17 protein-coding genes are annotated in these 20573 nt (G+C 71.7%); 2 read left to right on the forward strand and 15 right to left on the reverse strand.

From position 1 onward, the window contains the following. Window positions 1-11 precede the first annotated feature (11 nt). The 13 genes from murG to CFK41_RS11555 all read right to left on the reverse strand — a co-directional run bounded on the left by murG (window position 12) and on the right by CFK41_RS11555 (window position 15410). Window positions 12-1100, reverse strand: coding sequence for an undecaprenyldiphospho-muramoylpentapeptide beta-N-acetylglucosaminyltransferase (murG, locus tag CFK41_RS11490; RefSeq protein ID WP_096799779.1), 1089 nt, complete (start codon window positions 1098-1100; stop codon window positions 12-14). Next, window positions 1100-2653 (reverse strand): putative lipid II flippase FtsW, encoded by a 1554-nt coding sequence (gene ftsW / locus CFK41_RS11495; protein ID WP_096799780.1) that lies wholly within the window; start codon window positions 2651-2653, stop codon window positions 1100-1102. The genes murG and ftsW overlap by 1 nt, the downstream gene beginning before the upstream one ends. Then, on the reverse strand, window positions 2650-4158 hold the full coding sequence (murD, locus tag CFK41_RS11500) for a UDP-N-acetylmuramoyl-L-alanine--D-glutamate ligase (protein WP_096799781.1): 1509 nt from the start codon (window positions 4156-4158) through the stop codon (window positions 2650-2652). Before murD ends, ftsW begins: the two co-directional genes overlap by 4 nt. Further along, complete coding sequence (gene mraY / locus CFK41_RS11505) at window positions 4155-5255, reverse strand: phospho-N-acetylmuramoyl-pentapeptide-transferase (RefSeq protein ID WP_096799782.1); 1101 nt, start codon at window positions 5253-5255, stop codon at window positions 4155-4157. Before mraY ends, murD begins: the two co-directional genes overlap by 4 nt. Further along, window positions 5252-6724, reverse strand: coding sequence for a UDP-N-acetylmuramoyl-tripeptide--D-alanyl-D-alanine ligase (locus CFK41_RS11510; protein WP_096799783.1), 1473 nt, complete (start codon window positions 6722-6724; stop codon window positions 5252-5254). Before CFK41_RS11510 ends, mraY begins: the two co-directional genes overlap by 4 nt. Window positions 6725-6726: 2 nt before the next feature. Next, window positions 6727-8316, reverse strand: coding sequence for a UDP-N-acetylmuramoyl-L-alanyl-D-glutamate--2,6-diaminopimelate ligase (locus tag CFK41_RS11515; RefSeq protein ID WP_096799784.1), 1590 nt, complete (start codon window positions 8314-8316; stop codon window positions 6727-6729). A gap of 7 nt (window positions 8317-8323) precedes the next feature. Further along, window positions 8324-9997 (reverse strand): peptidoglycan D,D-transpeptidase FtsI family protein, encoded by a 1674-nt coding sequence (locus CFK41_RS11520; protein WP_227873296.1) that lies wholly within the window; start codon window positions 9995-9997, stop codon window positions 8324-8326. Window positions 9998-10149: 152 nt separating this feature from the next. Continuing rightward, entirely contained in the window at window positions 10150-10668 is a 519-nt protein-coding gene (locus CFK41_RS11525) for a hypothetical protein (RefSeq protein WP_096799786.1), read from the reverse strand. Window position 10669: 1 nt separating this feature from the next. Beyond that, window positions 10670-11665: a 16S rRNA (cytosine(1402)-N(4))-methyltransferase RsmH gene (gene rsmH / locus CFK41_RS11530; protein ID WP_096799787.1), complete on the reverse strand. Its 996-nt coding sequence runs from the start codon at window positions 11663-11665 to the stop codon at window positions 10670-10672. Between the two features lie 188 nt (window positions 11666-11853). After that, entirely contained in the window at window positions 11854-12285 is a 432-nt protein-coding gene (gene mraZ, locus CFK41_RS11535) for a division/cell wall cluster transcriptional repressor MraZ (protein ID WP_096799788.1), read from the reverse strand. Window positions 12286-12902: 617 nt separating this feature from the next. After that, window positions 12903-13310 (reverse strand): DUF3040 domain-containing protein, encoded by a 408-nt coding sequence (locus CFK41_RS11545; protein WP_096799790.1) that lies wholly within the window; start codon window positions 13308-13310, stop codon window positions 12903-12905. 157 nt (window positions 13311-13467) lie between these two features. After that, window positions 13468-14865, reverse strand: a complete 1398-nt coding sequence (gene dinB / locus CFK41_RS11550; protein ID WP_227873059.1) for a DNA polymerase IV — start codon at window positions 14863-14865, stop codon at window positions 13468-13470. A gap of 56 nt (window positions 14866-14921) precedes the next feature. Then, a complete protein-coding gene (locus tag CFK41_RS11555) occupies window positions 14922-15410 on the reverse strand; it encodes an SAV_6107 family HEPN domain-containing protein (protein WP_096799791.1) in 489 nt (162 codons plus the stop codon). A 174-nt stretch (window positions 15411-15584) separates the two neighbouring features. Between CFK41_RS11555 and CFK41_RS11560 the strand changes: the two genes are divergently transcribed. Then, window positions 15585-16442: a spermidine synthase gene (locus CFK41_RS11560; protein WP_096799792.1), complete on the forward strand. Its 858-nt coding sequence runs from the start codon at window positions 15585-15587 to the stop codon at window positions 16440-16442. 81 nt (window positions 16443-16523) lie between these two features. On the opposite strand, the gene CFK41_RS11565 is transcribed toward CFK41_RS11560, so the two are convergent. Together CFK41_RS11565 and CFK41_RS11570 are read right to left on the reverse strand one after the other, a co-directional pair. Then, on the reverse strand, window positions 16524-16727 hold the full coding sequence (locus CFK41_RS11565; RefSeq protein WP_096799793.1) for a cold-shock protein: 204 nt from the start codon (window positions 16725-16727) through the stop codon (window positions 16524-16526). A 281-nt stretch (window positions 16728-17008) separates the two neighbouring features. Next, entirely contained in the window at window positions 17009-17986 is a 978-nt protein-coding gene (locus tag CFK41_RS11570; RefSeq protein ID WP_096799794.1) for a PAC2 family protein, read from the reverse strand. Window positions 17987-18138: 152 nt separating this feature from the next. On the opposite strand from CFK41_RS11570, the gene CFK41_RS11575 reads away from it, so the two are divergent. Beyond that, window positions 18139-20382 carry a HelD family protein gene (locus tag CFK41_RS11575; protein WP_096799795.1) on the forward strand — a complete coding sequence of 748 codons (2244 nt, stop codon included), beginning with the start codon at window positions 18139-18141 and terminating at the stop codon, window positions 20380-20382. The last annotated feature ends 191 nt before the right edge of the window (window positions 20383-20573 follow it).

Here is a 20573-nt window from a genome sequence, read left to right on the forward strand (position 1 = left end):
GGATCCCCGGGTCAGGCTCGGCGTGCGACGCCGGTCACGACGTCCGCCATCACCTCGGCGGCGTCGGTGATCCCGAACGCCCGCGCGGCCTCGCTCATCGCCTCGAGCCTGTTCCGGTCCTGCAGCAGCGGCAGCACCGTCCCGGTGAGGTAGGCGGCGTCGACCTCGGAGTCGTCGATCATGAGCGCGCCGCCGGCGGCGACCACCTGCTCGCCGTTCAGCGACTGCTCGCCGTTGCCGATCGGCAGCGGGACCAGCACGGCGGGGAGGCCCACGGCGGTGAGCTCGCTGACCGTCCCGGCGCCGGAGCGGGTCAGCGCGAGGTCCGCGGCGGCGTAGGCGTCCTCCATCGCGGTCACGTACTCCACGACCCGGTATCCCTCCCGCTCGGGGAGGTCGGCCGCCTTGCCGCGGCCGGTGATGTGCAGGATCTGCGCCCCGGCCCCGACCACGGCGGCCGAGGCCTCGGCCACGGCGGCGTTGAGCCGCTGAGCGCCGAGCGAGCCCCCGGTGACCAGGAGCACGGGACGCGCGGGGTCCAGGCCCAGGGTCCGCACCGCCCCCTCGCGCCGTGCGGCACGGTCCAGATGGGCGACAGCTTCGCGCATCGGCATCCCGATGCGGCGGGCCCCCGGAAGGCTCGACCCGTCGAAGGCGGTCAGCACCGCGGCGGCGCGGGGGGCGCCGAGCCGGTTGGCGAGCCCGGGCCGACGATTGGCCTCATGGACCACCAGCGGCAGCCGCAGCGAGGCGGCGGCGAGATAGGCCGGCGGGCAGACGTAGCCGCCGAACCCGGCGACCACGTCGATCTCCCGCTCCTTCAGCACGGAGCGCACCTGGCGCAGGGTGCCGAGGAAGCGGCCCGGGAAGCGCAGCGCCGCACCGTTCGGCCGGCGCGGGAAGGGCACCTTGTCGATGGTGATCAGCTCGTACCCGGCGGCGGGCACCAGATCGGCCTCGAGACCTTCTCTGGTCCCGAGCACGACCACCTCGGCCTCGGGGCTGCGTCGGGTGATCTGTGCGGCGGTGGCCAGCAGCGGGGAGACGTGCCCGGCGCTGCCGGCCCCGGCCAGGAGGATGCGGGGCGTGGTGGAGGACATCAGGACCTTCGGGAGGAGGGGGCGGAGCCGCGACCTCGGCCGCGGGAGGTCGGGGTGCGCTTCGCACGGGAGGGCGAGGAGCGGCGGGCACCGGAGGTCGAGCTGCGCTTCGCGGTGGAGGCGGCATCGCGCTTCGCAGAGGGGGCGGAGCTGCTCTGCGGCGTGCTCTTCGCGGCCCCGCTGCGGCGGGAGCCGGCCGCGGCCTGCGTACGGGAGCTCGTGGAGGACGCGGCCCGTGCGGACCCGGATCCTGAGGAGCGTCGGCGCGGAGCGGGCAGGATGTGCAGCGAGCTGCGCACCGCGCTGACCCGGGCCCCGATCGCCTCGGCCGCGCCGGGCTCGCGCCGGGCGAAGGAGAGCAGCACCCCGAGCGCCGACATCGACGCCAGCAGCGCTGACCCTCCGGAGGATATGAACGGCAGCGGCACGCCGATCACCGGCAGCAGCCCGGTGACCACCGACATGTTCACGAACGCCTGGCCGAGCAGCCAGGCGCTCATGCCGGCCACAGCGATCTGCATGAAGTGGTCGTCCAGGCGGGTGATCATGCGGAACATGATCAGCGCGAGCGCCGCGAAGAGCAGGACCACGCCGAGGGTGCCGATGAGGCCCAGCTCCTCGCCGATGATCGCGAAGATGTAGTCGTCCTCCGCGGCGGGGAGGCGGCCCCATTTCTGCCGGGACTCGCCGAGCCCCACGCCCCACCAGCCGCCCTCGGCCAGGCCCATCAGGCCCTGGTCCGACTGGTAGCAGGAGTCGCCCTCGCAGATCCCGTGGATCCAGTTGGTGATGCGGGCCATGCGGTTGGCGCTGGTGACCGTGAGGATGATGATGCCGATCATCCCCAGGCCGCCGGCGAGGGCGAACCAGCGACGCGGGATGCCCGAGACCCACATGGCCCCGGCGACCAGCATGGCCATGATCATCATGGTGCCGAGGTCATGGCCGAGCACGACCAGTCCGAGCGCGAGCAGCACCCCGGGGATCAGGGGGAAGAGCAGGTGCCCTGGCTTGTGCAGGAGCGGACGCTTGATGGACAGCAGGGCGCCGAGCCACACCGCGAGCGCGAGCTTGAGGAACTCCGAGGGCTGCAGGGTCTGCCCGGCGATCCGGATCCAGTTCTGGTTGCCGTCGACCGCCCAGCCCAGCCCCGGCACGAACACGAGGCACTGCAGGGCGAGGCCGATGCCCAGCAACGGCCAGGCGGCGCGCCGGTAGAAGCCGGGCGGGAGCGCGGCCGCGATGATCAGCAGCACGAGGCCCATGGCGGCGAAGGTGCCCTGGCGGAACAGGCCGGCGAAGCCGGAGTTGCCGCGGGAGATGTTCAGGACCGCGGAGGAGGACAGCACCATCACGAGCCCCACGCTGATCAGCAGGGTGCCGACCACGATGAGGCCGTAGAAGTCCAGCGCCGGGGACTTCAGCCAGCCGGCCACGCCGTCGCGGACCCGGCCGCCGATGTTGCCCAGCGGGTGGTCCTCGTCCGGCCGCACGACGTCCGTGGAGCGGCGAGGATCCCGACGGGACTCCTTGCGGGTGTCCTCCATCGTCATGCTCGCTCTCCTGGCAGTCGGGTCACGGCCGCCGCGAACAGGTCCCCCCGCTCCGCATAGTCACGGAACTGGTCGATGGAGGCGGCCGCGGGGGCCAGCAGCACCACGTCCCCCGCCTGGGCGAGCGAGCGGGCGGCCTGCACCGCGTCGTCCATCAGCCGGGTCCTGCCGGCGACGTCGCCAGTGTCGCCCGGATCGATGCGACGGACCGGGACCTCGGGTGCGTGTCGCTCCAGTGCGCTCGTGAAGGGAGCGTCGTCCCTGCCCAGGAGCACGACGCCGACCAGCCGGTCGCGGACCGCGGCGACGAGTTCGTCGAGATCGGCGCCCTTCGCGTCGCCGCCGGCGATCCAGACCACGCGCTCGGCCGCGCTCAGCGAGGCCGCGGCGGCGGCGGGGTTGGTGGCCTTGGTGTCGTCGACCCAGTCGATGCCGTCGACGGTGGCCAGATGCTCGGCGCGGTGGCCGCCCATCCGATAGGCCCGCAGACCGTCGCGGACCGCACTCGGCTCGACCCCGTGGGCGCGGGCGAGTGCGGCGGCGGCCAGGGCGTCCAGGACGAGGTGGGGACCGGCGCCCTGGGCCCCCAGATGTGCGAGGTCCTCGAGGGTGGCGAGCTCGGCGGCGGTCGTGCGCCGGTCGGCGACGAACGCGCGGTCCACGAGCAGGCCGTCGATCACGCCGAGCTCGGAGGGACCGGGGGCGCCGAGGGAGAGGCCGACGGCGCGCGCGCCCTCGGCCACGTCGGCCTCCTCCACCAGGTGGCGGGTGGTGGGGTCGGCGACGCTGTAGACGCAGGCGGTGCGGACGCCCTCGAAGATGCGGCCCTTGGCAGCGGCATAGGCCTCGGCGCCGCCGTGCCAGTCGAGGTGGTCGGCGCTGACGTTCAGCACCACGGACGCCTCGCAGTCCAGATGCTCGGTCCAGTGCAGCTGGAAGCTGGAGAGCTCCAGGGCGAGCACGTCGAAGCCCTCGGGGTCCAGCGCCGCCTCGATGACGGGCAGTCCCACGTTGCCGCAGGCGACGGCGCGCAGGCCCGCGTGCAGCAGGATCGACTCCAGCATGGTGACGGTGGTCGTCTTGCCGTTGGTGCCGGTGATGGCGAGCCAGTCCGGTCCGTCGGCGGGCTGCATGCGGCGGGCGAGCTCGACCTCGCTCCAGACCGGGATCCCGGCGGCCAGGGCTTCGGCCAGCAGCGGCTGGTCGGGGCGCCAGCCCGGGGAGGTGACCACGAGGTCGACCTCGCGCCCGACGGGGAGCGCCCGGGTGTGCTCGGCTCCCAGCAGGAACTCGACGCCGAGCACCTCGAGGATGTTCGCACGCTCCCGGATCTCGGGGCTGTCCTTCCCGTCGACCACGAGCACCTGGGCGCCGCGCTGCATGGTCTGGTCCGCGATGGCGTAGCCGGAGACCCCGAAGCCTGTGACGAGGATCCGCAGGCCGCTCACATCCAGTCCGGGCCAGGAGCGATCCTCGGCGGGGACAGGGGACGTCGCCTGCGTCATGAGGCGAACCTCGGCAGGGCGTCGAGGTAGAAGATGCCCAGGCCCAGGCCGGCGAGGATGCCGGCGACGATCCAGAAGCGCACCACGATCGTGACCTCGTTCCAGCCCTTGAGCTCGAAGTGGTGCTGCAGCGGAGCCATGCGGAAGACCCGCTTGCCGGTGAGCTTGAAGCTGGTGACCTGGATGATGACCGACAGCGAGATGATCACGAAGAGGCCGCCGATGATGGCGCCGACGATCTCGGTGCGGGAGACGATGGTCAGTCCGGCGATCGCGCCGCCGAGCGCCAGCGAGCCGGTGTCGCCCATGAAGATCTTCGCGGGCGAGGTGTTCCACCACAGGAAGCCGACGCAGGCGCCGATGATGGTCGCGCACAGCACGGCGGTGTCCAGCGGGTCGCGGGCCGAGTAGCAGTGCACCACTCCCCCGGCGTCGAGGTCGATGTTGCACACCTGGCGCCACTGCCAGAAGCTGATGATCAGGTAGGCGCCGGTGAAGATGATCGTCGCGCCGCTGGCCAGTCCGTCCAGGCCGTCGGTGAGGTTGACGCCGTTGGACCAGGCGGCCACCAGGAAGTTCGCCCAGATCGCGAACAGGATGAAGCCCGCCGCGGTCCCGAGGGCCGCGAGGTCGAGCCACTCGATGTCGCGCACGAACGAGAGGTTCGTGGAGGCGGGGGTGATGCCGTTCTCGTCCGGGAACAGCAGCGCGAGGATCGCGAAGGCGGTCGCGACCACGAACTGGCCCACGAGCTTGTAGCGCGGGCGCAGGCCCGTGCTGTCCTGCTGCGAGATCTTCAGGAAGTCGTCGAGGAAGCCCACCACCGCGAGGCCCACGGTGAGGAACAGGACCAGCAGCACCGAGACGCTGGGCGGGGTCCACAGCACCAGGTGGGTGAGGAAGTACGCGACCAGGACCGAGAGGATGATCGCGACGCCGCCCATGGTCGGGGTGCCGCGCTTGGTGGCGTGGGAGGTGGGGCCGTCGTCGCGCACGAACTGGCCGTAGCCGCGCTTCTCGAGGACCTTGATGAACAGGGGCGTGCCGAAGATCGACAGCGCGAGCGCCGCCGCCCCGGAGATGATGATCGCGATCATCGATCGGCTCCTGTCAGGTCGGGCTCTTCGGAGTCTCCGCGCAGCTCGAGCTGCTCGACCAGGGGGCCGGCGATGCGGCGCAGCCCGGCATCACGGGAGGACTTCAGCAGGACCGCGTCCCCGGGGCGCACGGTCCGCTGCAGCAGGTCGATGGCGTCCTCGACGGTGTCGAGGTACTCGGACTCGCCGCCGAAGCTGCCCTCGAGGCTGGCTCCGTGGTGGATCGCCGCGGCTCCGTCGCCGACCACGTACAGCTGGCCGATGTTCAGGCGAACGGCGAGGCGTCCGATCTCGTCGTGCAGGCGCACGGTGTCCGGGCCCAGCTCGAGCATCTCGCCGAGCACCGCGATGGTCCGGTGGCTGCGGCCCAGGTGGGCGAGCGTCTTCAGGGCCTGACGCATGGAGTCGGGGTTCGCGTTGTAGGCGTCGTCGATGATCAGCGCGCCGCCGGCGTGCAGGGCCTGCATCCTCTGGCCGGAGGCCAGGGTGGCGCCCTCGAGCGCCGCTGCGGCCGCGCTCGGGTCCACCCCGGCGACGAGGGCCGCGGTCAGGGCCGCGAGGACGTTCGACGCCTGATGCTCGCCCAGCAGATCGGTCCGCACCGGGAAGTCGCCGGCCGGGACGCTCGCTCCGGAGAGCGTGGTGAGCCCGGCGGGGACCTCGAGGGAGAAGCTCACGCGGGCCTGGTCGTCCAGGGACAGGTCCCCGCCGCGGACATCACCGGTGGTGAAGCCCCACGTGACGACAGGGGCCTCGGAGCGCTCGGCCATCGCGGCGACGAGGCGGTCCTCGGCGTTGAGCACGGCGCGGCCGGTCGGTGCGAGGGCCTCGACGAGCTCGCCCTTGGCCCGGGCGGTCGCCTCGACCCCGCCGAACTCGCCGAGGTGGGCGGAGCCGACATTGAGCACGAGGGAGATGTCCGGGCGGGCGATCGCGGTGAGCTGGGCGATGTGCCCGATCCCGCGAGCGCCCATCTCGAGCACCAGGTACCGGGTCTCGGCGTCCAGACGCAGCACGGTCAGCGGCAGGCCCAGCTCGTTGTTGAGGCTGCCGACGGGGGCGACGACCGGACCGGAGGCGCGGAGGATCGCGCCGAGCAGGTCCTTGGTGCCGGTCTTGCCGGCGCTGCCGGTGACCGCGAGGACCACCAGCTGCGGGTTCTCCTCCCGGGCGCGGTCCAGCTGCGCGTGCGCGAGCTGCGATAGCGCCTCGCGGACGTCCGCGACCCGGACGGCGGGCACGCCGCGGTCCTCGGTCACCAGCGAGAGCGCGGCGCCGGCGCGATGCGCGGCGTCGAGGAACTCATGGCCGTCGACGCGCTCGCCGCGGAAGGCGGCGAACAGGTCACCGGTGCTCACCTCGCGGGAATCGATCTGGGCGATGCCGGTGACGAGCTCGTCACCGCTCGCGCCGCCGACGAGGTCACCGCCGGTGAGGGCGGCGATATCCCGTGCCGTGGTCTGCAGCATGCTCAGCGTCCTTCGTCCATGTGGTCGGCGCCTCCGCGCGCCGTCTGTGCAACCCGCAGCGCATCTCGAAGGCGGAGGCGGTCATCGAACGGCTGGACGATACCGCCGATCTGCTGTCCGGTCTCGGCTCCCTTGCCCGCGACGAGGATGGTGTCGGACACGTCGGCCAGATAGGCGGCCAGAGCGATCCCCTCTCCTCGTCCATCGACGTCGTGGACCTGCGCGTTCGTCCCCTCGGGGATGCCGCTGAGCACCTCCCGGCGGATCTCGGCGGGGTCCTCGGAACGGGGGTTGTCGTCCGTGACGATCACCACGTCCGCGAGGCGTGCGGCGACCTCCCCCATCCGGGGCCGCTTGCCGCGATCCCGGTCGCCGCCGGCGCCCATGACCACCAGCAGACGGCCGGAGTCCGGCAGCCCGCGCAGCGTCGTCAGCGCCTGTTCGAGGGCGTCAGGGGTGTGGGAGTAGTCGACGATGCCGCGCACCGGCGCATCGGCCACCGACTCCATCCTCCCGGGCACGGTGCCGGCCTCGCCCAGGGCGTCGACGACCTCCTCGCCGCTGCGGCCGATGGTCTCCAGCAGCAGATCGGCCGCGAGGGTGTTGGCGACGTAGTGGCGCCCGGGCAGGGCGGCGCGGAGGGTGCGCGTGCCCTGCGGTCCATGGACCTCGAAGACCGAGCCGAACCCCTCGGGACGGTGCTCCCCGGCCCGATGGTCGGCCTCGACGCCCGGCCGGGTGGCGTAGGTGATCACGGGGATCCGCGCCTCCCGGGCCAGGCGGCGCCCCCAGTCGTCGTCGACGCACACGATGCCGGCGCGCGCGTGCTCGGGGGTGAACAGCTCCCGCTTGGCCTCGTAGTAGGCCTCCATGGTGCCGTGGAAGTCGAGGTGGTCCTGGGTGAGGTTGGTGAAGCAGGCGACGTCGAAGACGACCCCGTCGGCGCGGTGCAGGACCATCGCGTGGCTGGAGACCTCCATCGAGACGACCTCGACGCGGTCCTCGACCATGCGGGCCAGCAGGCCGTGCAGCTCGGGTGCCTCCGGGGTCGTGCGGACGGTGCCGATCGCATGGTCGCCGCCGTCCGCGTCGCGATAACTGGTCCCGCTGGTGCCGATCATCCCGGCGGGGACGCCGAGCTCGAGGAGGGTGCGCGTGATGGCGGTGGTGATGGAGGTCTTGCCGTTGGTGCCCGTGATCCCGACGGTCGCCAGGCGCTCGGCCGGACGACCCTGGATCACCGCCGCCGCGGCGGCGGTGGCGGCGCGGGGGTCCTGGACCTCGAGCACGGGGAGCCCGGCGGCCTCGCAGCGCTCGCGTCCTGCGGGATCGGTCAGCGCCATCGCGGCCCCGAGGCCGGCGGCCTGGGAGGCGAACTGCGCACCGTGGGCGTTCGCTCCGGGCAGCGCGCACCAGAGATCTCCGGGCTCGACCGCGCGGGAGTCGAGCGTGACTCCGCTGAGCTGCACGTCGTCCGCGGGCGCGTTCGCACCGAGGGCGCGTGCGAGCTCGATCGCGGAGGCGCCGTGCGCGCGGCGGGGACGCGCCGGTTCGAGCGAGGGCTCGTCGGAGGAATGGGTCGGAGTGGTCATCGTGCGCTCACCAATCGTTCTCGAGCTCGCGGCCGGGCACTCCGGTCGGGGCGACGCCCTGGTTCTGCAGGGCGAAGGTGGTCAGCTCGGAGAAGGCGGGAGCAGCCGCCCGGTTGCCGGAGATGAAGGTGTTCAGACCGAAGATGAACACGCCCACCACGATCTCGGGGTCGTCCGCCGGGGCGAAGCCGATGAACGACGCGGTGTAGGAGCCGTCCCCGACCTGTGCCGTGCCGGTCTTCCCGGCGACCGCATAGCCGTCCACGGCCGCCGCGGAGGTCTTGTCGTCGACGGTGTTGTCCATCAGCGCGCGCACCGTCGCCGCAGTCCCGCTCGAGACCACCCGGGTGCTCTCGGGCTCGCCCAGCGGCCGCACGGACCCGTCGGGCTGGCGGATGCCGGAGACCAGGGAGGGCCGGACCCGTACTCCGTCGTTGGCGAAGGTGCCCACGGCGGAGACCATCTGCAGGGCGTTGACGCTGTACCCCTGGCCGAAGGCGGTCGTGAAGCGGGTGCGCCCCGTCCACTGGTCCGCGGGATGGACGACGCCGGCGGACTCCGCGGGGAGCTCCACCCCCGTCTTCTCCCCGAGGCCGAAGGCCTTCAGATAGTCGTAGCGGACCTCCGGGGAGAGGGTCTCGGAGATCTGCACGGTGCCGACGTTCGAGCTCTCCTTGAGCACGCCCGCGAGGGTGAGCCGCTGGTCCGGGTGGGGATGCGAGTCCTTGATGCGCTCGCCGTCGAACCACTTCTCGTAGGGGACGTCGTACTTCGACTCCGGAGTCACCTTCCCCTCCTCGATCGCGGCGGCCATGGTGAACAGCTTGCCGGTCGAGCCGGGCTCGAAGACGCTGGAGATCGAACGGTTGCCGAGGTCCTCGGACTTGAAGGCGCCCGGGGTGTTCGGATCGAAGCTCGGGTACTCGGACAGAGCGAGCACCTCTCCGGTGCGGGAGTTGTAGACGACCGCGCTGCCGCCCTGGGCTCCCCACTGCTCGACGGCGCCGGCGACGACCTGCTGCGCCTTCCACTGCAGATCGCGGTCGATGGTGAGGACCACGTCGTCGCCGTCGACCGCCGGGGTCGTCTCCTGCTTGCCGGTGGGGATGATCTGCCCCTGGGCTCCGCGCTCGTACGTGGTCTTGCCGTCGGTGCCGCTGAGATCGCTGTCGAAGGAGAGCTCGGTGCCTGCGAGGGCCGAGCCGTCGTCGCCGACGAAGCCCAGGATGTTGCCGCCCACGCTGCCGGCGGGGTAGATCCGCTCGGCCACGCGATCCGCGCCGATGCCGGGGATCTTCAGGGAGAGGGCGGCATCGCGCACCTCGGGCTCGACGCTCTTCAGGAGGTAGGAGAACCCTGCGTCGCCGGTCAGCGCCTTCTCGGTCTTCGCGACGCTCCAGCCGAGCACGGGGGCGAGGTCCTGAGCGGCGGCCTTGACCCCCTTGACCTCGGCCGTCTTGGAGTTCTGGTGGTACTCGTCGACCTGGAGCTGGTTGACCCACAGGTCATAGCGCTCCACGGAGCTCGCCAGGGTGGTGCCGTGACGATCGGTGATGTCACCGCGCAGCGCGGGGATGGTGCGGGTGACGGTGCGCTGGGCGATCGCCTCCTCGGCACGCGCGCTCGCGTCGAGGCCCTGCACCCAGACCAGGCGGCCGGAGAGCGCGAGGACCGCCACCATGATCACGCAGATGAGCAGGCGGTGACGCGTGGACGGGTCGCCGACCCGCGCCGGACGGAGGAGGGTTCGCCCCGTGCCGCCGCTCCGAGATCCCCGAGCACCTCCTGGTGCTCGGCTGCTGCTCCGCCGGCTGCTGCGCGGTGGCGTCATCCTCAGGCCCCTTCGTTGCCCATGCCGTGGTAGGCGCTGGGCTCGTCGTAGATCTGAGCCGGCGGCACGGCGACCTTCTCGGGCACCTCGGCCAGCTCCGGGTTGCCCTCAGTCTGCGCCGCCGGGGACGTCTCACCGATGATCTTGCCCGTGTCGAGGTCGATGTATGCCGGATCCGACACCGGGACCATGCCGATCTCGCGCGCCTGACGCGCGAGCTCCTGCGGGGTGCCCATGCGCTCGTTGGTCTCGGCGAGCGACTGGCCCTCCTCGGCCAGCCGCTGGGACTGGTTCTCGAGCCGGGTGATCTCGTAGCTGGTCCCGGACATCTGGATGTTCATGTAGAGCAGCGCGGCGAGCGTCGCGACGACGATCAGGGTGCACAGCAGGGTGAACGGCATCGAGCTGCCGGCGGCCTTCGGCGTGGCGACGACCGTCAGTCCCGGGCGTGCGGCGGCGCTCCTCCGGGTCCCGCGGACAGGACGGATCGCAGGTGCGTGAACGGCGGACGTGCTGGCCATGTCAGTGTGCTCCCTGGTCGGGTCGGGTCCGGGTGAGTGCACGCAGCCGGACGGAGGCTGCTCGCGAGTTGCTGCCGCGCTCGGCGTCGTCGGCCTGGAGCGCGCCGCGCACGAGCGCGGTGAAGGTGGGCTTGTGCTCCTCGAGCTCGACCGGCAGTCCGGGCGGGGCGGAGGAGCGGGTGCGGCGCGTGAACGCGGTCTTGACCAGGCGATCCTCGCCGGAGTGGTAGGACTCCACAACGATGCGCCCGTCCACGTGCAGGCAGTCCAGCGCCGCGTCGATCGCGGAGGTCAGGATCTCCAGCTCCTCGTTCACGGCGATCCGCAGCGCCTGGAAGGTGCGCTTGGCCGGGTGGCCGCCGCTGGCCTTCGAGGCCGCGGGGATCGCGCGCTCCAGGAGCTGGACCAGCTCGCCGCTGCGGGTCAGCGGCGCGGTCTCGCGCTGCTCGACGAGGCGGCGGGCGATCCGCTTGGCGAAGCGCTCATCGCCGAGATCGCGCAGGATGCGGGCGAGCTCCGCCTCGGGCAGGTCCCGCAGCAGGTCGGCGGCGGTGGGTCCGTCGGAGGAGGGATCCATCCGCATGTCCAGCGGGGCGTCGACCGCGTAGGAGAAGCCGCGATCCGCGGTGTCGATCTGGAAGCTGGAGAGGCCCAGGTCCATCATCACGCCGTGCGCACCGGGGAGCCCGAGATCCTCGAGCACCTCGGGGATCTGGTCGTAGGTGGCGTGGACCAGGGTGGCCCGCTCCCCCACGCCGTCGCGGTCCAGGCGCTCCCGGGCGAGGGCGAGGGCCTGGGGGTCGCGGTCGATGCCGACGAGGTGCGCGGCGGGTGCGGCCCGGAGGACGGCCGCGGCGTGACCGCCCATCCCGAGGGTGGCATCGATGTGGACGGCACCGGGCTGCTGGAGCGCGGGGACGAGGAGCTCGACCGAGGTGTTCAGGAGGACCGGGACGTGCCGGTCCTCTGCCGGTCGTCCGCTCTGCGTCTCGTCCATGTCACCCCCTGGGTCCTTGCTGTCGTGCTGTCTGTGGTGAGCCGGGCGCTGCGCCCTGCCCGTCTCCGCGAGCTGTTCGCGGGGCCGTCCTGTCAGATTCCTCGTCGTTCCCGACCCGCCACCGGGGAAGTTGCGTCGGGGCGGGAACGACGAGAGGTCTCACAGGACGGAGATCCTTCGGGCCGAGCTCAGAACAGGCCGGGGATCACCTCCTCGGAGGTCTCCGCGAAGCCCTCCTCCTTCTGCTCGAGGTAGCTCTCCCATGCCGGGCGCGACCAGATCTCGAGCCGGTCGAGGGCGCCGATCACTGCGCACTCCCGGTCCAGATCTGCGTAGCTGCGCAGATGGCCCGGGATCGTGATGCGGCCCTGCTTGTCCGGGATGACGTCCTCCGCTCCGGAGAGCAGCACTCGCAGGTAGTCACGGGTGCGCTTGTCGGTGGTGGGCGCCCGACGTGCCTCCTCGAGCTTCTGGCGGAACTCCACGAGCGGGTACACGGCGATGCAGTGCTCCTGCCCACGAGTCATGACCAGTCCCGAGGCGAGCTCGTCGCGGAACTTCGCCGGGAAGATCAGGCGGCCCTTCTCGTCGAGCTTGGGCGTGAAGGTGCCGAGGAACATCAGCGCCCTCCTTCACCTGCCGCGACTCGCGATCCGGACTCCATCTCCTCCCAACACGCTCCACTTTACCCCACAACTCCCCACCAAAGGACCCAGAATCGCCGACTCTCCCCTCGATCGACACCATCAACCCAGGTCAGAGGGGTGGGGCAAGGTGGGGGGAAATTCCCGTCACGCCGACCGGCGGGAGTGTTCCTGCGAGCGAGTCCGCCCGGGCTCCGGGGGCGGCGCAGCAGGAGTCGGGACATAACCCCAGGTGAGCGCTCCGGCGAGGTCCGGGCACTGCACCCGGGGAGCGGAGTGGAGGGGTGGGGGGACCGAGCGTGGAGGACAGTGGGGAATCGCGGGGCGGGCAGGTCGGGACCGCGCGATCAGCGGCGGCGATGCCGGACTCGACCGTTCGGTCGATGAAGCGCCTGCGCAGCCGGTGGAGCCCGCGGACCGGGCCCGCGGACCGGGCCGGCGGCCGGGCGGGTGCGCCGCGCGTGGACGCGGCCGCGTCGACGACGATGTCGACGCGGCGGGTGGTGCCGCCGGACATGACGATGCCCCGGCTCGAAGGAGCCGGGGCATCGTGAGTCGTGAGTTCCTCCGGGGCGTGCCGCGGAGGGGCGCGGTCAGTAGCGGGGGTCGTCCCCGGTGCGCTTCTCCCAGCGCTCTTCCATCTTGCGCATGAAGGTTCCGCCGTCGTCCCCGGTGGGGACCTCCGGTCCGGATCCACCGCCGCCACCACCGTCGCCGGTTCCCGTGCCCTGTGATGAGCCGCCGGGCGCCGTGACCGCGTACACCGCACCGGCCAGCATGCCGATGAAGGCGATCACGCCGAGCCAGATGGCCGGGATGCTCACCGCCAGCACGAGGACCCCGAGGCCCACGACGACGGCTCCCAGGCCGATGAGGATCCGACGCCCGCTGCGCCGTGGCGACGCCTTCGGCGCGAACGCTCGTGCGAGGCGCGGATCGTCAGCGAAGAGCTGACGCTCCATCTCGTCGAGCATCTTCTGCTCGTGTTCAGACAGCGGCATGATCCCGCTCCTTGTCCCCGTCCTCTCGCGCCGGTCGGCGCCACAGCCGCCGGGCGAGGACCCTGGCCCTCGTCGGCGGTCCGTCCAGTTTAGATCCTGTTCCTGGGTAATGGGAACTCCGAGCCCGGACCGACGCCGCAACCCCCACGACCCGGCCTCATCTCCGCTCGCGACCTCTGGGGAGAGGACTCGGGAACAGGGACGGCGACTCCTGATCGGCGAGCGGCGCCGGGTCGGGGTCGGGGCGCTGAGCCGGCGCGGCGCCGCGGCCCCGCGCGGACCCTGGAGCAGCGGTCCGGTCAGGAGCTCCGGTCGGCTCCGGGGACTCTGTCCGGTCGGACGCGCCGGCTCGATCCCCTCCTGAAGCCGCCGCGGGATATGTGGACCCTCTGCCCAGGCTCCGCGATCCGAAGCGCTCGAGCGCCTGGTCCATCGCCGCCTCCAGGTCCTGCCAGCCCGCCGACCGGGCGGAGAGCTCGGACTGCACGGCGGTCCCCGCAGCCGGCTCGAGGTGCGACGCCCGCACACCGGCCAGCCGGATCCGAGGCATCGTGGGGCTCTCCCGCTCCCAGAGGGAGACCACCTGCTCCCGCAGTCGCTCACCGCTCGCGGTGGGCTGATCGAGGGTCGAGGAGCGGGTGATCGTGGTGCCGTCCGAGGCACGCAGCTTCAGCACCACCGTCCGAGCCACGAAGCCTCCACGGCGCAGCTGACGGGCGACGTCGTCGGCCATCTGGGTGATGCGCCGACGCACCTCCCCCGCGTCGGTGAGGTCCTCGTCCCAGGTGCGCTCGGTCCCCAGCGACCTGTCGCGGGTGCGCTGCCCGAGCCCTGTCCGGTCGCTGCCCTCGGCGAGCGCGGCGATCTCGGGCGCTCGCGGCCCGAGAGCACGGGTCAGCGCAGAGCGCGGGATCTCCCGGAGCTGGCCGATGGTGCGCACCCCCAGGCGGGCGAGCGAATCCTGTGCCTTGGGTCCGATGCCGGAGATCACCGAGACCGGCAGCGGGGCGAGGAACTCGGCCGTGCGCCCGGCCGGGACGATGAGCATGCCGTCGGGCTTCGCCTGCGCGGAGGCGATCTTGGCGACCGCACGCGAGACGGACCCGCCGACCGAGCTGGGCAGGCCCAGCTCCTCCCGGATCCGCCGCCGCAGCAGCTCGGCGATCTGCTCGGGTCCGCCGAACAGCCTTCGGGCGCCGCGCACGTCGAGGAAGGCCTCGTCGACGCTGATCTGCTCGATGTCGGCGACCACGTCCCCCAGCACCGCCATCACGCTCTGCGAGATGCGACGGTAGTGATCGATCCGAGGCGGCACGATGACGAGATCGGGGGCCAGACGGCGCGCCGTCGCCATCGGCATCGCCGAGCGGATCCCCCGGGTGCGTGCGGGATAGCTGGCGGCGGCCACGACGCCGCGTGCCCCGGCACCGCCGACCACCACCGGCAGGCCCTGCAGGCTCGGATCGTCCCTGACCTCGACGGAGGCGAAGAAGGCATCCATGTCCAGGTGCAGGATCCCCGGGATCTCCTCGACCATGTCCACACGCACGTCCATCGACACCTCCCTCGCGAGGAACTCTACTCGGGCACGATGCGGCCTCGAACTCGGCCTCAGCCCGCCTCGACCAGCTCACCGGGATGAGTGGGCAGATCCTCGAGCAGGCGACGGGCGACCGCCTCGAGATGCGCCGCCGTCCCCTCGAGATGGCCGCTGAGCAGTGCCGGATCGGGCATCGCGGAGGCGTCCCGATCCAGCCGCGCGCGTTCGTGGACAAGCGGGCCGAGCTCCTCCGCACGTTCGGCATCCTCCCCGCCGAGGCGCTCGAGGGCGGTCCACACGTTCAGCGGCAGGGCGCGCCGCCGCTCGCGGTTCGCCCGTGACACCAGCACTCCGGCTCCGCGCAGCGCCGCGCGGTGGATCAGCTCGAAGGCTCCCCGCGGATCGCTGTCCATGAGCATCCGCCCCTGGTGCAGCAGATCCCGGGCACGGTCGAGATCCGCCTGATCCTGGTCGAGGCGCGCCAGGCGCAGACGGACGGTGCGCGTGCTGGAGACGATCTGTGCCGAGACCGTTCCTCGGCGGGTCATCGTGCGGGTCATCGGTCTCCTCCTCCGGAGCGGCGGCGGTCGCCGGCTGCGACGTCCTGGTGCTCAGAACGCTACGGGCGGGGTGTGACAGTCGAGCCCGAGCCGATCGGTCCTGTGGACGGAGGACGGGTGGGGAGGAACCACCTCGGGAGCTCCTGCAGGGTCGGGATCTCCTAGAGTGGGGCGATGTCCCGCCGCGACCGCTCGCGCCGTGCTGCCTTCGAGCACCTCGGCCCACTCGACACCCTGATCCCCATCTCCACCGGCTCGGCCAGGCTGACAACGGAGAGCGACGGGTCCGTGCTGCTGGACGTCAACGGTGCCCCCTCCTCCCATCTGCACCCCGACCCCGAGCATCTGGTGTTCGAGTACATGCGCTGGATGCTGCTGGTGATCGACCGACACCTCGAGGAGAGAGCGGCCCCCTCGACCGACGGCGACGGCTCCTCGGGCGCTCCGCAGCTCGCGCACCTGGGCGGCGGCGGCTGCTCGCTGCCGCGGGCGATCGCCGCCCGCCATCCCCGCACCCGGCAGATCGTGGTCGAGATCGACGCGCTGCTCGCCGAACAGGTGCGGGTCTGGTTCGATCTCCCCCGCTCCCCGCAGCTGCGGCTGCGCACCGAGGATGCGCTCAGTGCGCTCGTGTCCTGGCGTGAGGATCGGTTCGACGTCCTGGTCCGCGACGTCTTCAGCGGCACGCTGACCCCTCCCGAGCTCACCACCGTCGAGACGGCCGCGCATGCGGACAGGGTTCTCCGGGACGGAGGGATCTACCTGGCGAACTGCGCTGCACCACAGGGCAGCGGACTGATGGCCGACGAGGTCGCCACGCTCTCGCAGGTGTTCCCCCACGTCGGCGTCATCGCCGAGCCCGCCCATCTCTCCGGGAAGCGTCGGGGCAACTGCGTCCTGCTGGCCTCCCGCCGACCGCTCCCCGAGGCCATCGATCGGGATCTGCGCTCGGACGCGGTCTCCGTGCGGCTGGCCCGCCGGCCGCAGGTCGAGGCCCTCGCCCGTGCGGGACGGGTGCTGCAGGCGCACTGAGACCGCCGGGCCCGGACGACGAAGGACCGGGCAGGAGCGCGATGCTCCTGCCCGGTCCGTGAAGTCGGCGGTTGCCGACGATCAGACGGGACGAACCTGCTCGGCCTGCGGCCCCTTGTCGCCCTGGCTGACCTCGAACTCCACTCGCTGACCCTCGTCGAGGGCGCGGTAGCCGTCCATGTCGATCTTGCTGTGATGCACGAAGACGTCTGCGCCGCCTCCGTCGATCTCGATGAATCCGTAGCCCTTTTCGGCGTTGAACCACTTGACCGAGCCCTGTGCCATACCTGTCACCTTCTGTGTCGTCCTTCATCGATCGCACGACGCGACCGCGGTGCCGCGTGAAGCCGTCCCCCGTCGGAACGGGTGGCGTCAGGTGCAAGCCGTACTGCCGTGCCGAGGCACCGTCGTCGGACTGTCCTGCCTAACCTGCATCACCGCAACTCCTCCATTCTGGCACGAGCGTGGCCCGGTTCACACGGAGATGGCCAGGACGTGATCACGAAGAGGTAACGAACTGACCGTGCTGGGGGCCTTCCGACACCTCCGGAGGCACCCCGGCGCCGTCAGCGCGGCGGAGGATCCTCCGGGAAGTCACCGTCGTGATCGGCCAGGAAGCGCTCGAAGTGCTCGCCGATCTCGTCCGCGGTCGGGAGGTCCATCGTGGTCGCGAGGGGTGAGGTGTCCTCGCCGTCGCTCAGCGAGTCGTACTGCTCCTCGAGGGCGCTGACGATCTGGCGCACCTCCGCGTTCTGCTCGAGGGAGCCCTGCAGCGCCACGGTGGCCGCATCGGTGAGGTCCCCGAGGTGGACCAGCGGCAGGTCGAGGCCGGCGGCCTCGCTGACGCGGCGCAGGAGCGCCAGGGCTCCCGCCGGGAAATCCGTCCGGGCCAGGTAGTGCGGGATCTGCGCCGCGTAGCCCATCGCCGGGTGACCGGCCCTGCCCAGCCGATGCTCCAGCAAAGTGCTGAAGGCGGCGGGGATCACCAGCTCGGCGGTCCCCTCCTCGTCGAGCTCGGGGACGGTGCCGGGAGCCGGGGAGGCCCGAGCGCCGGGCCGGCCCAGCAGGGAGGGGTCGTTGGCATGCGCGAACAGACCGATCGGCCGGGTGTGGGGCACGGCCATCGGCACGCCCTGCATGCTGACCACCCGCTCGACGTCGAAGTACTCCACGAGGTCGATGATCGCCTCGGAGAGCCGGCCCCACTGCAGGTCCGGCTCCGGGCCGTCGAGGAAGAGGAAGGGATGGTCCTGCTCGTCGTACATCAGGGAGAGCGTGAGCTCGGGCAGCTCCACCTCGGTGAAGGAGGTGCCGTCGAAGGTCGCCTGGGGGCGGGCGCCGCGATAGTCGATCAGCTCATCGGTGTCGAAGGAGACCAGACGGAGGTGGCGCAGCTCGTCGCGCAGATAGGTGGCGGCGATCCGGCACGCGTTGCCGGCGTCGACCATCCCGGGCAGGGAGTGCACGAGGGTCAGCCCCCCGCGCGGCACCGCCTCCAGGACCTCGGTCGACTCGAACCGATACAGGTCACGAGGGTCTCGCATCGTGCCTCCTCCCGCGCAGCCGGCTGGTCGTCGCTCACCTGATGGCACGCGAACCCAGGCGCATCAACCATAATGGACCACTGTGCTTCGCCGACCCGGGGTCCGCCGGTCGACGGCGCGGCATGTGGACGCACAGGGTGAGAGGCAGGGCCGTGGACGACGCTGAAGAACAGATCGCCCGGGAGATCGCACGCGAGCAGACGTACGCAGACCGTCTCTATCGACGGTTAGACGAACTGATCGTCCAGGTCGAGGGCAATCTCGATCAGATCCAGGGATCGCAGCACGCCTCGACGCATCAGAACCGCTCCGAGCGGGACTCCTTCATGGCGCTGTACGAGGACCGGCTCGCGCTGCTGCGCTCGGTCTCCCACAGCCTCGTGTTCGGCCGGCTCGACATGGATGATGCCGCGCGCCACTACATCGGTCGCATCGGGCTGTTCACCCCGGATCGGGAGCAGCTGCTCGTGGACTGGCGAGCACCTGCGGCCGCCGCCTTCTATCGCGCCACCAGCACGGATCGGCTCTCCGTGCGGCTGCGACGGCACCTGATCAATCGGGGGCGCACGGTGACGGGCCTCGAGGACGACGTGCTGGACCAGTCCGTGCTCGAGGATCCGGATCATGACGTGGTGCTCCAGGGCGAGGGGGCTCTCCTGGCCGCGGTCTCCGGCCGGCGCACCGGACGCATGGGCGACATCGTCGCGACCATCCAGGGCGAGCAGGACCGCATCATCCGCTCCGAGAACCGCGGCGTGCTGGTGGTCCAGGGCGGCCCCGGAACCGGAAAGACCGCAGTGGCCCTGCACCGGGCGGCCTATCTCCTGTACACCCACCGACGTCGCCTCGAGCACACGGGCGTGCTGATCATGGCCCCCACGCCCGGCTTCCTCCGCTACATCGAGCGGGTGCTGCCCAGCCTCGGCGAGTCCGGGGTCGTGATGCTCACCCCCGGCGAGCTCTTCCCGGGGGTCGAGACGTTCCGGCACGACGAGGACGCAGTGGCGCGTGTGAAGGGCGACCTCGCGATGGCCGAGCTGATCCAGAACGCGGTCAAGCAGCGTCAGGTGGTCCCCCGGAACGATCTCCGCTTCCGCATCGACGGCACGCCGATCACTCTCACGCGGGATCAGATCCGCGCCGCGCGACGCGAGGCACGAGCCACCCACAAGCCGCACAACGCCGCCCGAGCCGTCTTCGTGCGCGCCGCGATGGATCGCCTGGTGGAGAGCTACGAGCGCGCCCTGAAGGCACAGGGGAGCACCATCATCCCCGAGGACCGCCCGGACCTGCTCGCGGATCTCCGGGGCGACGCCGAGGTGAAGCGGGCCCTGAACCTGGCCTGGCTCCCCTACACCCCGCAGGGCTTCCTGCGGATCCTCCTGTCCCGGCCGGACCGTCTCCGGGCGGCCGCCCCGCGATCCCTCGTGGACACGGTCGATCTGCTGGTGCGCCCCAAGGACGCGCCCTGGACGGTGGAGGACGTCCCGCTGCTGGACGAGGTCGCCGAGCTGCTGGGCGAGGACTCCGCCCCGGCGGAGGCGCGAGCCCGGGACGACGCCGAGCGACGACGTGCGGACGTCGAGTACGCCCGGAAGGTCATCGAGAACATCGACAGCTCGGGGATCATCCGCGCGGAGGATCTCGCCGATCAGGTGCGCCATGTGCGCGACGGCCGCACGCTCGCCGAGCGCGCCTCCTCGGAGCGCAGCTGGACCTACGGGCACGTGGTGGTCGACGAGGCGCAGGAGCATTCGCCCATGAGCTGGCGCGCGCTCATGCGGCGCGCGCCCACCAAGTCCTTCACGGTGGTGGGCGACGTCGCCCAGACCTCCTCCGCCGGCGGCACCGACTCCTGGTCGGCCGCCCTCGCCCCGTACATCCAGGACCGTCTCCAGGTCGAGCACCTCACCGTCAACTACCGCACCCCGAGCCGGATCATGGACCGGGCCGTGGCGATGGCACAGGCGCACGACCTGCCGGTGACCGCGGTGAGCTCCGTCCGAGAGGGCGACCGCGACCCACTGATCGAGCGGACCACGGCCACTGAGCTCACGGCACGCACGACCGATGCCGTGGCGGCAGTGCATGAGGAGCGTCTGGGTCGGATCGCCGTCATCGCGGCGCAGGAGCGGGTCGACGCCCTCGCCGCGGCCCTGCGATCACGCAGCGGCCTGCCCTCGGTGGGCGCGGGCTCCGCGGGGGTGGACGACGAGATCGCCGTGATGACCGCCCAGGACGCCAAGGGCCTCGAGTTCGACGCGGTGGTGCTCGTGGAGCCGGCCGAGCTGATCGCCGCCCACGGCGCCGGCGACCTCTATGTCGCGATGAGCCGTTCCACCCAGCATCTCGGTGTGGTCCACGCCCAGGTGCTGCCTGCCGGCATCGCCGGGTGAGCCTCACGGCCGGCGGTCCCGGAACAGGGATCGGCGGCCGTGGCTTCCCCTCCACGACCGCCGATCAGGTGTGCGCTGCGTGAGCGCACGAGGGATATCTTAAGCACAACCGCAGGGCACTCCGCGCCAGATCCGCGATTTGGGAGGAAACCGATCTCCCTCGATCCGCCTCGGGCGAGGGCGGATCCTCG

This window comes from Brachybacterium ginsengisoli (assembly GCF_002407065.1).
Classification (GTDB): Bacteria; Actinomycetota; Actinomycetes; order Actinomycetales; family Dermabacteraceae; genus Brachybacterium; species Brachybacterium ginsengisoli.

Excerpts from the sequence above, each read along its gene's own strand:
- CFK41_RS11565 (WP_096799793.1), bottom strand. The coding sequence starts at position 16,727 with ATGGCACAGGGCTCGGTCAAGTGGTTCAACGCCGAAAAGGGCTACGGA.
- mraY (WP_096799782.1), bottom strand. The coding sequence starts at position 5,255 with ATGATCGCGATCATCATCTCCGGGGCGGCGGCGCTCGCGCTGTCGATC.
- dinB (WP_227873059.1), bottom strand. The coding sequence starts at position 14,865 with ATGGACGTGCGTGTGGACATGGTCGAGGAGATCCCGGGGATCCTGCAC.
- murD (WP_096799781.1), bottom strand. The coding sequence starts at position 4,158 with ATGACGCAGGCGACGTCCCCTGTCCCCGCCGAGGATCGCTCCTGGCCC.
- CFK41_RS11560 (WP_096799792.1), top strand. The coding sequence starts at position 15,585 with ATGTCCCGCCGCGACCGCTCGCGCCGTGCTGCCTTCGAGCACCTCGGC.
- mraZ (WP_096799788.1), bottom strand. The coding sequence starts at position 12,285 with ATGTTCCTCGGCACCTTCACGCCCAAGCTCGACGAGAAGGGCCGCCTG.
- CFK41_RS11515 (WP_096799784.1), bottom strand. The coding sequence starts at position 8,316 with ATGACCACTCCGACCCATTCCTCCGACGAGCCCTCGCTCGAACCGGCG.
- CFK41_RS11510 (WP_096799783.1), bottom strand. The coding sequence starts at position 6,724 with ATGCTGCAGACCACGGCACGGGATATCGCCGCCCTCACCGGCGGTGAC.
- CFK41_RS11555 (WP_096799791.1), bottom strand. The coding sequence starts at position 15,410 with ATGACCCGCACGATGACCCGCCGAGGAACGGTCTCGGCACAGATCGTC.
- murG (WP_096799779.1), bottom strand. The coding sequence starts at position 1,100 with ATGTCCTCCACCACGCCCCGCATCCTCCTGGCCGGGGCCGGCAGCGCC.
- CFK41_RS11525 (WP_096799786.1), bottom strand. The coding sequence starts at position 10,668 with ATGGCCAGCACGTCCGCCGTTCACGCACCTGCGATCCGTCCTGTCCGC.
- CFK41_RS11545 (WP_096799790.1), bottom strand. The coding sequence starts at position 13,310 with ATGCCGCTGTCTGAACACGAGCAGAAGATGCTCGACGAGATGGAGCGT.
- CFK41_RS11520 (WP_227873296.1), bottom strand. The coding sequence starts at position 9,997 with ATGGTGGCGGTCCTCGCGCTCTCCGGCCGCCTGGTCTGGGTGCAGGGC.
- ftsW (WP_096799780.1), bottom strand. The coding sequence starts at position 2,653 with ATGACGATGGAGGACACCCGCAAGGAGTCCCGTCGGGATCCTCGCCGC.
- CFK41_RS11570 (WP_096799794.1), bottom strand. The coding sequence starts at position 17,986 with ATGCGAGACCCTCGTGACCTGTATCGGTTCGAGTCGACCGAGGTCCTG.
- rsmH (WP_096799787.1), bottom strand. The coding sequence starts at position 11,665 with ATGGACGAGACGCAGAGCGGACGACCGGCAGAGGACCGGCACGTCCCG.